Origin of the sequence: Marixanthomonas sp. SCSIO 43207 (genome assembly GCF_019904255.1) — a bacterium.
GTDB lineage: Bacteria > Bacteroidota > Bacteroidia > Flavobacteriales > Flavobacteriaceae > Marixanthomonas.
In genome coordinates this window covers 2,801,686-2,813,842 of record NZ_CP063203.1, presented here as the reverse complement: position 1 = coordinate 2,813,842, position 12,157 = coordinate 2,801,686, and the positions used below count along the sequence as shown (strand labels likewise).

Here is a 12,157-nt window from a genome sequence, read left to right as displayed (position 1 = left end):
TTGGTTATTTAATTGGTTTTAAAAGTTTTGACTTCTGTAAAGGGTGATAAATCTATTGTTTCTATTTTAGACTTATATTTTTTCCATTCGGTTACAAAAAATTCATTAGTAGCTTGTAAAGCTTTATTTAATGCATCATTGGCTTGTTTCATCAATCGTTGTTCTGTAGCTGTTAATCCGTTAGGGCGACTTCCGCTGTACCAACTAGCTTGACCTATACGTTGCATAACATCTGGATCTGGACTACGAACAATACCTTGTTTTTTACTCTCCTTTCCTAGATAAAGCGCTACAATAGAGTCAATTTTTTGTGTCACCTCTTTGCTCATTTTTAGTTCATCTTTAAATTTTTCTTTGTCTTTATCCTTTAACTTTTTACTGTAATCTTCAACAATTTTTTTACTCTCAATCAATTGCTTTACAGCATCGGCGGCGGTTTGAGTCATCTGTTCCAGTTTTTTTGAAGCGGTATAACTTTCATTAATTGCTTTTTCTGAAATAGATAATCTCGGGTCGCTTTTAATGGTAATGTTTGTAGGTGATGTAGTCTCATTAAATGAAAGTTCTGCTCGGTAAGTTCCTGGTTTTACAGAAGTACCGCTAGGCTCATTGTTTCTGGTTCTCGTTCTTCTTGAGGGTCGATCTACACCGGCTTCATTCATATACCACGACCAGTTGTAAATTCCTGTACTGTCTGGTTTTTTCTTTTTTAGTGTTCTAATAAGGCGAGAACCATCGTATATGCGTAAATACAAACTGTCTTTGTGTTTTCCATCCATTTTCTCTTCTGAAGTGGTAACTTCTTCATCTTCGGGTTCTGAATCTTTATCATCTTTCTCGGTCTCATCTTTCTCGTTATTTTTTGCTTTAAAATAATAACTGAAATGAGCTCCGTAAGATCTATTTTCACCATTGTATAAACCATCTGCTCCAAAACGGCTTCCGGTAGGCTGTTGATAGGAAGCTTGATAGCCAGTTGGTGCTTCAAATAGTTTAATATCTTCTTGTAAAACAGAAGTGTTTGAAGCTATTTCTCTTAACGGTTTTATATCATCAAGCACCCAAGCGGCTCTACCAAAGGTACCAATTACCAAGTCGTCTTCACGTGGGTGGATTACTAAATCTTTTACTGAAACAGTAGGAAATCCATTTGTCCATTTTTCCCAAGTGCTGCCAGCATCGATTGAAACATAAAGTCCGTCGTCTGTTCCTAAAAACAATAAGTTTTTTTCTTTGGGATCTTCTACAATACTTAATGTGTAGCTTATAACATCATTTTCATCTACAATTCGCGTCCAAGATTTTCCATAGTTAGTAGTTCTGTAAGCATACGGTTTGTAATTAAACCTTCTATAATCATTTGCAACTAATAGTGCTTCTCCCTTATTTTTATTTGAAGCTTTTATTTGTACAATCCAGCTTCCTTTAGGTAATTCAGGGATGTTTTTTGAGACATCTGTCCAGTTATTACCTCCATCGGTTGTGTAATGTACACGACCATCATCGGTACCAACCCATAACATATTTTGCTCCACAGGTGAAGGCTCTATAACTAAAATTGTTGTGTGATTTTCAGCTCCGGTAGCATCGATTGTAAGACCGCCACTTTCAGCTTGTTTTTGTTTTTCAGGATCGTTGGTTGTGAGGTCTGGAGATATTACCTGCCAAGTAAGGCCTTTGTCGGTGCTTTTGTGTACAAACTGGCTTCCGAAGTAAAGTGTATTTGAATTAAAAGGATCAATATTAATAGCACTGTTCCAGTTAAAACGTAATTGCATATCTGGGTCTGGGTGAGTAGGTCGAACGGTATAATTATTTCCTGTGATGTGGTCATATCTGCTTACAAATCCTTGTTGACTCATTGTCCATCCATAACGGCTGTCATCTGGATCTGGGACAACGTCAAATCCATCACCAAAGCTTATTTCTTGCCAATAGCTGTTTCTAATGCCTTGGTCTTTCCATACATATGCAGGACCACGCCAGCTACCGTTATCTTGCATTCCGCCATACACATTATAGGGAAACTCATTATCAACAGCAATGTGGTAAAACTGTGCAACAGGTAAATTGCCAATAAAACGCCAAGTTTTTCCTCCGTCGTGAGTAATGTTAAGACCTCCATCGTTACCATCTAGCATAAAACTACCATCATTAGGATGAATCCACCAAGCGTGATGATCTGGATGCACACCGTTATCAACGCCATAAGCACCCATTAACTGTTTAAAACTTTTTCCTCCATCTTCTGAAACATTCACGTATGTAAAAACAGAGAAAACACGATTTTCATTTTGAGGGTCTACATATATTTCAGCATAATAGAAAGGACGGTTTCCTATTTCGCTCATATCATTGTTTATCATTTTCCAAGTAAAGCCTCCATCTTCACTTTTGTATAGTGCGTTTTTTTTAGATTCGATCAACGCATAGACTATATTGGGTTTGTTTTTAGCGATAGCAATTCCCATTCTACCTAAATCGCCTTTTGGTAACCCATCTTTGTTGGTACGTTCTTCCCAAGTTTCACCACCATTGTGAGTAACGTATAGACCAGAACCTTCTCCTCCTGAGGTAAAAAACCAAGGTTCGCGTTTGTGTTCCCACATTGCAACCATTAATTTATTTGGATTTGTAGGGTCCATAACCATATCTGCTACACCGGTTTTATTATTTACAAAAAGGATTTTATTCCAAGTTTTTCCACCATCTGTGGTTTTAAAAACTCCGCGTTCTGGATGTTCACCCCAAGGTGAGCCAATAGCACCTACATATATTGTGTTTGAATCTGTTGGGTCAATAATAATACGATGAATATGACGTGTTTTTTCCAAGCCCATTAGTTGCCATGTTTTTCCACCATTGAGTGAGCGATACACTCCATAACCACCGTTTAAACTATTTCTAGGGTTTCCTTCACCAGTTCCTACCCAAATTACAGAAGGGTTGCTCTGTTGAATTGCTACCGCACCAATAGAAGCTGTAGGTTGGTTGTCAAAAATTGGTTTCCAAGAAATACCGCCACTTTGGCTTTTCCAAAGACCACCTGAAGCTGTACCCACATACATTACATCAGGGTTATTGGTAACAACATCTATGGCTGTTACACGTCCAGACATACCACCGGGACCAATATTTCGAGGTTTTTTATCTTTCAAAATATCCATTGAAAGTTTTTGAGAAAAAGTAAGTATAGGAATAAGTAAAAAGGTAAAGAGAAGTAGTTTTTTCATTAGTTGATTTTTCAGAAATTAAAAATTGAGTTTAAAGTTAATAAAATGTGAAATAGCAACCCTTAAAATGCTGTTAATACCCATAATTTTTTCTATTGAAAATTGGTATCTTTAAAGTATGAAGAAGAAAAATAGGCCTACGGGATTTGTTTTTACAAAACACACCCCAAAGGAGCAGACTCCTTTTGAACGACTTTTCGAAATATTTCAAGAATTAATTACTCATACTTCAGGTGATTTTGACGAAGCAATAGATTGGCTCCGGCAGCTTGATGAAGAATATAATTTAACTACTTCTGAATATACCATTGATGATTTTATTGAAGACCTTAAAAAGAAAGGATATATACGTAAAGAATATAATCCTGATGGACAAGGCGGCGGAAAAGGAGATGGGAAAAACACCATAACTGAAAAGCTAGAACGATCATTAAGGAAACGTGCCTTAGATCAAATTTTTGGAAAAATAAAACGTAGTGGTGGCGGTAATCATAAAACCAAATATACAGGACAGGGTGATGAACAGGCTGGAGAATTTAGAAACTATCAATTTGGAGATGCTTTACATCAAATTTCAATGACAGAAAGCTTGAAAAATGCTCAAGTAAATCACGGTATTGATGGGTTTAATCTTTCAGAAGATGACTTAGTAGTTGAAGAATCCGTACATAAATCTCAAATGAGCACAGTACTTATGATTGATATTAGCCATAGTATGATTCTCTATGGCGAAGACAGAATAACCCCAGCAAAGAAAGTTGCTATGGCTCTCTCTGAGTTAATCACAACCAGATACCCTAAAGATACATTAGATATTTTGGTTTTTGGAAATGACGCGTGGCCCATCAAAATCAAAGATTTACCTTACTTAAATGTAGGCCCTTACCATACCAATACTGTTGCCGGGCTGCAACTGGCGATGGATATGTTACGCCGTAAGCGTAATACAAATAAGCAAATTTTTATGATCACCGATGGAAAGCCAAGCTGTATGCAACTTCCAGACGGGCAATATTATAAAAATAGCGTTGGTCTGGATCCTCACATTATAAAAAAATGTTATATGATGGCGCGTAAAGCTAGAAAGCTTCATATACCTATAACAACATTTATGATAGCTCAAGACCCATATTTAATGCAATTTGTAGATGAATTTACTGCAGTTAATAAAGGAAAAGCCTTTTATACAGGCTTAAAAGGTTTAGGTGAAATGATCTTCACAGATTATGAAACAAACCGAAGAAAAAGAATACGATAAAAAAGATTGAAGAAAAAGATGAAAATAGAAACTATAAAAACGTTTGGTGATTTAAAGAAAGCTGGATACGAATACAAAACTGTAAAAGAAGAATTACGAAGAAATTTACTTCATAAGTTAATGAAAAAAGAACCAACCTTTGAAGGCATTCACGGTTATGAGTACACAGTTATACCAGAGTTGGAACGCGCCATTCTTTCAAAACACAATATTAACTTACTAGGTTTGCGTGGGCAGGCCAAAACGCGCCTTGCTAGGCAGATGGTTTCACTACTTGATGAATACATTCCAATTGTTGCCGGTAGCGAAATCAATGACGATCCTTTTAAGCCCATATCAAGATACGCTAAAGAACTTTTAGCCGAAAAAGGCGATCAAACACCTATTGAATGGTTGCATAGAGAAAATAGGTTTTCAGAAAAATTGGCTACACCAGATGTAACCGTTGCAGATATCATTGGTGATGTTGATCCTATAAAAGCAGCCAATTTAAAACTTAATTATGCAGATGATCGTGTGATCCATTTTGGGATGATTCCTAGGGCAAACAGAAGCATTTTTGTTATAAATGAATTACCAGATTTACAGGCAAGAATTCAAGTAGCACTATTTAATATTTTACAAGAAGGGGATATACAAATAAGAGGTTTTAAACTACGTATGCCACTAGATATTCAATTTGTGTTTACTGCCAATCCTGAAGATTACACAAATCGAGGAAGTATTGTAACGCCGTTAAAGGATAGAATAGGTTCTCAAATTTTAACACACTACCCAGACGATATTGAAACGGCGCGCACAATTACTCAACAAGAGACTGAAGCTGCTTCTTCTGAAAAAGAAAAAATATACGTGCCTGAATTGGCTAAAGATATTCTAGAACAAATAAGTTTTGAAGCAAGAAAAAGTGAATTTATCGACGCAAAGAGTGGTGTAAGTGCTAGACTAAGCATCACCGCTTTTGAAAATTTGCTTAGTACAGCCGAACGCAGAGCGCTTACTAATGGAGAAGATAAAACAAGCGTTAGATTAAGTGATTTTATGGGGGTGATTCCTGCAATTACCGGTAAAGTAGAGCTGGTATACGAAGGAGAACAAGAAGGCGCTAGTGAAGTAGCAGAGCAACTTATTTCAAAAGCTGTAAAAACACAGTTTAATCACTATTTTCCTAAAATTGAAAAACTTCAAAAACAAAGTGACCGTGATCCTTATGCAGATGTTGTTGCCTGGTTCTTTGAAGAAAGCGGGTTTGAGTTGTTAGATACACTTTCAGATGTTGAATATAAAAGACAACTTAATACAATTGAACCCTTAAATGAATTGCTTAAAAAGCACGTGCCAGATATATCGGCAGAAGACAAACCCTTTTTTAAGGAAGTAGTGCTTTGGGCTTTAACTGAATATAAGAAATTAAGTAAATATAATCTAGGTGATGGTATTCAATTTAAAGATGTTTATGGCGGTTATATAAGTGGTTTATAATATTTCTGAAACTGCCTTAACAATCAAAGCTAGACCACTAATTACCATAATAGTAATTACCCATTTTCTAAAAGCTAATTTGCTCATGCGTTGTAAAAGCCATTTGCCAATTAGGTTTCCTACAATGGCACCAAGCCCTGTGGCAATTCCGTAAATCCAAAGTTCGTCGGTCAATAGCCCAAAGAAAGCATAACTGCCTATTTGGGCAATACCTAGAAAGAACGCTTGTGCAGCTTTTGTGCCCACCAGCGATTCTTTGTCTATTCCTGCGTTGAGTAAAAACGGATTTAGAATAGGACCCATTCCGCCGGTTAATGTTCCAATTATTGAAATGAAAAAACCGAGAGGGACAAAATACCAAAGTTTGACTTCAAAAGAACGTTCTTTTTTTCCGAAGCGATACTGAAAAAATGTACTGACTAAAAATAAACCAACTATGATTTGAACCCAGTAAATTTTTACTTCAGCAAAAAGCCAAGCCGCTAATACAGCTCCAAGCATTGCAGAAGGAACATAGTACCAAAAGACCTTCCAGACTATATGCTTCCAGAAGATGATAATGCGAGTAGGGCGGCTTATAAAGGTTCCTAAGTTGATAACTGGAGCTGTTTGTGAAGTTCCTATTAAAAAATTAAGAATAGGAATCTGCATCAATGCTCCTCCGCCACCGCTAATGGTAGATAATGTAAAAGCACAGGCGCCTAATGCAAATAGACCAAATAAGAGCCAAGGGCTTAGTTGTGATAAAAGTTCCATAGCGGTTTAATTGTCGTTTGCAAAAATAAAAAAAGCTGTCTACAGGTGATAGACAGCTTGATAATAATTGCTCTTAGGGAGTTTAAATATTCGGTATAACTAATTCTTGACCTGGATGAATAACATCTGGATTGTCTAATTGATCACGGTTTGCTTCAAATATTTTGTTGTACTTCATAGGGTCTTTGTAGTATTTTTTTGAAATTTTACTAAGAGATTCCCCTTTCTCAACCGTGTGGTATGCGTAAGCGTTTTTATCTGCCACTGTAATATCTGCCTCAATATCATGAGGATTTTCACCGCCAGATTTTTTTATTTCATCCCAAAGAAGATCTTTATGGTATTGTGTGTTGGCTGTTCCCCAGATTTTAAGTTTACCATTTTCTTCTTTTACATCACCGTTTTGTACTTTAAGCTTTTCACCTAGATCCAAAACATTTTGATACTTTTCTTTAACCATTTTATTTTGTTTTTAACTTTTATGTACTAAAGATACAAATTTTACTCAATTGAAATATAAGCACTTTAAGCTTTATCGTTATATCCTTTAATTAATCTCTTGTATTTAACATTGAATATTAATTTGAATGCAATATTTAACTTAAAATTAAGTCGCTTTAATATTAAATTATGACACACAATATTATCTTTGTTCAAAACAAAAATCAACGTTATGAAATTTAAATCAATTATTATGTCATTAGCCGTAGCAACTATGTTGTTTACAGCTTGTAATGATGGGAAAAAGAAAGAAGCAGAAGCAAAAGCTGAAGCTGAAAAAATGGAAATGGAAGCCAAGAAAAAAGCTGAAGAAGAAGCTATGATGGCTAAGAAAGAGTTTGAAGAAAATACCATTGCTTCAAAAGCTATGAATAATCAAGATTTATCAACTCTTGTATCAGCTCTTAAGCAAGCAGGATTAGCTCAAACTTTTATGGAAGAAGGAGAGTATACAGTATTTGCACCAACCAATACTGCTTTTGAGGCAGTACCGAAACAAGCTCTTGATAATTTAATGAAAGATGAGAATAAATCTCAACTTCAAGGTGTATTAAAGTATCACGTAGTTTCTGGAGAGTGGTCTGGAGATTCACTTATGAAAGCTATTAAAGATAATGATAACAAATACCGTGTTACCACGCTACAGGGTGAAAACATTATACTTTCTTTAAAAGATGATAAAATAATGATTAAAGATGCAAAAGGTAATACTGCAACAGTAGTAAGTGCTAATGTAGATGCATCAAACGGTATTGTACACGTGGTTGATAAAGTACTTATGCCAAAAGGATAAGTAATAGTTTAACCAAACAAAACTTTAAAGGCTCCTTTCACGGAGCCTTTTTTAATTGTTTATAAGATATTCATTGCTTTTTAAATCATCTGCGCTTTCAATCATAATACTATTTCCATCTTTTAAAAGAATATTTTTGGTTGAAATATCAAGAATATCACGATAATAATGGTCTGTTATAATGATGCCTTTCTTACTTGAAATTTTTTTAAAGAAAGCCTTTAGTTTTTTAATCTGAAGTGGCTCTAGCATTGAGAATGGTTCATCAAAAAGTAAAAATGGGTGAGGAAGCTGACTTATAAGAATAGATTCAAAAAACTTTCGTTCTCCGTGAGAAAGCTCACCTATTTTTTTGTGTGTGATGTTTGCTATTACCGGATTATAAAAAATAGCATCTTGTTTCTTTTCATCATTAAAGTAAATAGGTATACTATCACGAACCTTTAAATTCTTAGGAATAAAAGGATGTTGAGGTGCATAAGCAATAAGCTGTTTTTTAATTACTTCGGAAGAGGAAGCCTCTGCATCATTAATTGTAATCTTTCCTGAACTTGCAGAAAGTGTTCCGAATAAAATTGTAAGCAAAGTAGATTTTCCACTTCCATTTCTTCCGAAAACACCTAAAATCTCTCCGGTTTTAACTGAAAAGGAAACGTTTTTTAAAACCTCACTCTTTCCAAAATTTTTTGAGACGTTATATAATTGTAATACTTCCAAAGAAAACGTAAAAAAGCATTGTGAATACTAAAAATACAGGAATGCCAATGATAAGATTAATTATAAATGAAACCTTGCATAAGTGCCATTTTGTAATACCTAAATTATAATAAAAATAATATTCATCTTTTTTAAAAACCTGAAATCCCAGATACCCAAAGATGAAACCGATTGAACAAAATATAAGGAATGTCCACAATATGTTTGTAATTAAAAGACAAACTATTGAAAAGCTAAATATAAAAGGAAACAAATCCTTATAAAACTGCCAAAAGGGACGAATGTTTTGCACAAATAAAAAATTTATAAAAAAGGCACCTTTAAGGAAATTACAACCGACAGCATATTACATCTATCTGGGGAGAATGTTGTTTATAACCTTTTACGGTGCCAAGTTTTTTTGTGGGGAACTAATCGAATTTTAAATATACTTAATTTTTTAATTAAAAGTACTTATTGTTTTTTGAGAAATTACTTTGTGCTAAAGTTTTTAGGTACTGCAATATTTAGTTTATCTGAACATATCGTTACATTTACTTTTTTAGTGTTTTCAATAAACTCACCATCTATTTGAAGAGGTACAGCCTCATTCATTTCTATGGTTGCAGCTGTTGAAGGGTATTCTTCAGCAAAATCAGATCCTATGTTTGCTTTGTCGTAGATGGTGTTTAAAATTTCGGTAATATTCAATTCTTTAAAAACCAAAAGTTCAAACTTACCATCGTTTATTTTGCCGTTTGGGTTAATGTTTGCGCCGGTTCCAAATTTATTGGCGTTGGCAATGGCGAGCATAATTCCTTTCTCTTCAATGGTTTTGTTTTTATTTTTAATTGTAAATGTAAAGGGGTATGGACAAGAAACCAAGGTAGGAATCACTTGTAAAATATAGCCAAGTTTACCACGTATATTTGAGGACTCATAGTGATTTATCAGTTCAGCATTGATGCCTAAGTCTGCCATATGCAAACAAATATGATTATTGATAAGCAGCTTATCAACAGCAATGGTGTGAGATCCCAACGCTATTTTCAGTTGGCCTTCAATAGTATCAGGGATGTTAAAATTTACCGCCAGACCATTTGCCGAACCTGCTGCAATAATCCCTACAGAAGTAGTAAGTCCTTCAATTGCTTCGGCTACCATTTTTATAGTACCGTCACCTCCGGCTATTAATATTCTATCAAATGCTGTTTTTTTTACTACATCACTTAATTTTTTCACATCATTTTCTCCTGTGGTTTTAAAAAAATGTAAAGCAAAGTCATTTTTACTGCATTCCTCTTCTATAGCGGTAATGATAGTATCTTTATTGGTGTTTCCTGAAATAGGATTAACTACTAATAGAATCTTTTTACTCACGTTTATTTATTTTACGTTTAAAATTAAGTATTTTGAAAAGATGAAAAGGTTAAGGAAAATACAATAGATGAAACTAGACTTACAATTATATAGAGGATATCTTAATGAACAAGAATTAGTTGTTTCGGGTCACGTTTTTAAGTCGTGGGCTCCAGATAAATTCAGTATAGACCGTAAGGGTGTAAAGCATGCGTTTTCTATATTGCATATGTTTACCATCTCGCCTTTAGAAAATGTAGAAGTTACTTTAAAATTTTATGATATAACAGTAAAAACCAAAACGCTTGAAGACGGTTTTTTTAGGTTTACTATTCCTTTTACACAAGAATTAAAAAGCGGTTGGCACCAATATACTGTAACCTGTGCCTTAGGTAAAATTGGTATTGTAGAAACTGCAGAAATACTAAAGCCTTTTGAAAGTAAATTTGGGATTATTTCAGATATTGATGACACTTTTCTCATTTCACACAGCAGCAATATTTTTAAAAAGCTCTATGTAATGTTGTCCAAAAACGTAAACAAACGCAAAGTTTTTGAAGACGTAGTAGATCATTACCAAGCATTAAGTATAGCCGGGCAAGACAGTGAAGAAGCTTCAAATTCCTTTTTTTACGTTTCTAGCAGCGAGTGGAATCTATATGCATTTATTGAAGAATTTGCCCGAATACATAAACTGCCCAAAGCCGTAATCAAGCTTAAAAAAATTAAAACCAAGCTTACCGATTTTTTAAAATCTGGAAGTGGCGATCACGATCACAAGTTTCAGAAAATAAAAGATATTATATCGTTTTACCCCAACTTACAATACGTTTTGCTAGGTGATGATACCCAACAAGACCCTTTTTTATATGAACGTATTTGTAAAATTTTTCCGAAAAATATCATGGCTGTTTACATAAGGCAAACTTCAAAAAAAAGAAAGCAAGATGTAGAACAATCACTTGCCACAATCAATAGCCTTTCAGTACATACTTATTATTTTAAGGATAGTCACAAAGCAATAGAACATTCAAAAAAAATAGGAGTAATAGTATAAGGTTGAAAATTTAATTCATTCTTAAACAATAAATAAAACCTAGAATTTTCTACTTTTGCAGTTCATTAAAAAACAAAACCATGCAAGACGGTATTTATGCTAAAATCACTACTGAAAAAGGACAAATTTTAGGCAAATTAACTTATAAAAAAACTCCGGGAACAGTAGGTAACTTTGTTGCTCTAGCTGAAGGAAATTTAGAAAACGAAGCAAAACCCCAAGGTGAACCATACTACGACGGATTAAAATTTCATCGTGTTATTCCAGATTTTATGGTGCAAGGAGGCGATCCATCTGGTACAGGAGCCGGAGGACCGGGTTATAAGTTTGATGATGAGTTTCATAAGGATTTAAAACACGATAAGCCAGGTATTTTTTCTATGGCAAATGCAGGACCTGCAACAAACGGAAGTCAGTTTTTTATTACTCACGTAGAAACCCCTTGGCTAGATAATAAGCACACTGTTTTTGGTCACGTAATTGAAGGGCAAGACGTGGTTGATGCAATTGCACAGGGTGATTCAATGAAAACTGTAGAGATTGTAAGAGTAGGCGAGGAGGCCAAAAAATGGAATGCAGTTGAAGCTTTTAGACAATTTAATGGTGCCAAAGCCGAACGTGAAGCAAAGGCAAAGCAAGAACAAGAAGATTTAATTAAAGAAATATCTGCAGGATTTGATAAAACCGAAAGCGGACTTAGGTATAAAATTATCAATAAAGGTGATGGAGCCAAAGCCGAAAAAGGTAAAACCGTAGCAGTGCACTACAAAGGTATGTTTGCCGACGGTGGAGAGTTTGACAACTCGTATAAACGAGGCAACCCAATTGAGTTTCCGGTTGGTATGGGAAATGTAATCGCCGGATGGGATGAAGGTATTCAGCTCTTGCAAGTGGGTGATAAAGCTCGATTTGTAATTCCGTCTCACTTAGCATATGGAGAACGAGGAGCTGGTGGTGTTATTCCACCTAATGCAACTTTAGTTTTTGATGTTGAGTTAATGAAAGTTAAATAAGAGTTATTT

Annotated in this window: 10 protein-coding genes; 5 read left to right on the top strand and 5 right to left on the bottom strand. The window is 34.8% G+C overall.

What is annotated here, in order from left to right; all coding sequences use genetic code 11:
- Positions 1-8 precede the first annotated feature (8 nt).
- Entirely contained in the window at positions 9-3,233 is a 3,225-nt protein-coding gene (locus tag INR76_RS13220; RefSeq protein WP_223108425.1) for a hypothetical protein, read from the bottom strand.
- Between the two features lie 118 nt (positions 3,234-3,351).
- Here INR76_RS13220 and INR76_RS13215 point away from each other — a divergent pair, with 118 nt between their 5' ends.
- Positions 3,352-4,491, top strand: coding sequence for a VWA domain-containing protein (locus INR76_RS13215; RefSeq protein WP_223108424.1), 1,140 nt, complete (start codon positions 3,352-3,354; stop codon positions 4,489-4,491).
- Positions 4,492-4,509: 18 nt separating this feature from the next.
- Complete coding sequence (locus INR76_RS13210; RefSeq protein WP_223108423.1) at positions 4,510-5,973, top strand: sigma 54-interacting transcriptional regulator; 1,464 nt, start codon at positions 4,510-4,512, stop codon at positions 5,971-5,973.
- On the opposite strand, the gene INR76_RS13205 is transcribed toward INR76_RS13210, so the two are convergent.
- Positions 5,968-6,729 (bottom strand): sulfite exporter TauE/SafE family protein, encoded by a 762-nt coding sequence (locus INR76_RS13205; protein WP_223108422.1) that lies wholly within the window; start codon positions 6,727-6,729, stop codon positions 5,968-5,970. The genes INR76_RS13210 and INR76_RS13205 overlap by 6 nt on opposite strands.
- An 82-nt stretch (positions 6,730-6,811) precedes the next feature.
- Positions 6,812-7,189 (bottom strand): LysM peptidoglycan-binding domain-containing protein, encoded by a 378-nt coding sequence (locus INR76_RS13200; RefSeq protein ID WP_223108421.1) that lies wholly within the window; start codon positions 7,187-7,189, stop codon positions 6,812-6,814.
- Positions 7,190-7,402: 213 nt separating this feature from the next.
- Between INR76_RS13200 and INR76_RS13195 the strand changes: the two genes are divergently transcribed.
- The gene (locus INR76_RS13195; RefSeq protein ID WP_255592693.1) at positions 7,403-8,023 is read left to right on the top strand and encodes a fasciclin domain-containing protein; all 621 of its coding nucleotides are present in this window, start codon (positions 7,403-7,405) and stop codon (positions 8,021-8,023) included.
- Between the two features lie 51 nt (positions 8,024-8,074).
- On the opposite strand, the gene INR76_RS13190 is transcribed toward INR76_RS13195, so the two are convergent.
- Complete coding sequence (locus tag INR76_RS13190) at positions 8,075-8,740, bottom strand: ABC transporter ATP-binding protein (RefSeq protein WP_223108420.1); 666 nt, start codon at positions 8,738-8,740, stop codon at positions 8,075-8,077.
- Between the two features lie 471 nt (positions 8,741-9,211).
- Positions 9,212-10,099 (bottom strand): diacylglycerol kinase family protein, encoded by an 888-nt coding sequence (locus tag INR76_RS13185; protein ID WP_255592692.1) that lies wholly within the window; start codon positions 10,097-10,099, stop codon positions 9,212-9,214.
- A gap of 67 nt (positions 10,100-10,166) precedes the next feature.
- Here INR76_RS13185 and INR76_RS13180 point away from each other — a divergent pair, with 67 nt between their 5' ends.
- Positions 10,167-11,135, top strand: a complete 969-nt coding sequence (locus INR76_RS13180) for an App1 family protein (protein WP_223108419.1) — start codon at positions 10,167-10,169, stop codon at positions 11,133-11,135.
- Positions 11,136-11,215: 80 nt separating this feature from the next.
- Positions 11,216-12,148, top strand: coding sequence for a peptidylprolyl isomerase (locus INR76_RS13175; RefSeq protein WP_223108418.1), 933 nt, complete (start codon positions 11,216-11,218; stop codon positions 12,146-12,148).
- Positions 12,149-12,157 lie beyond the last annotated feature (9 nt).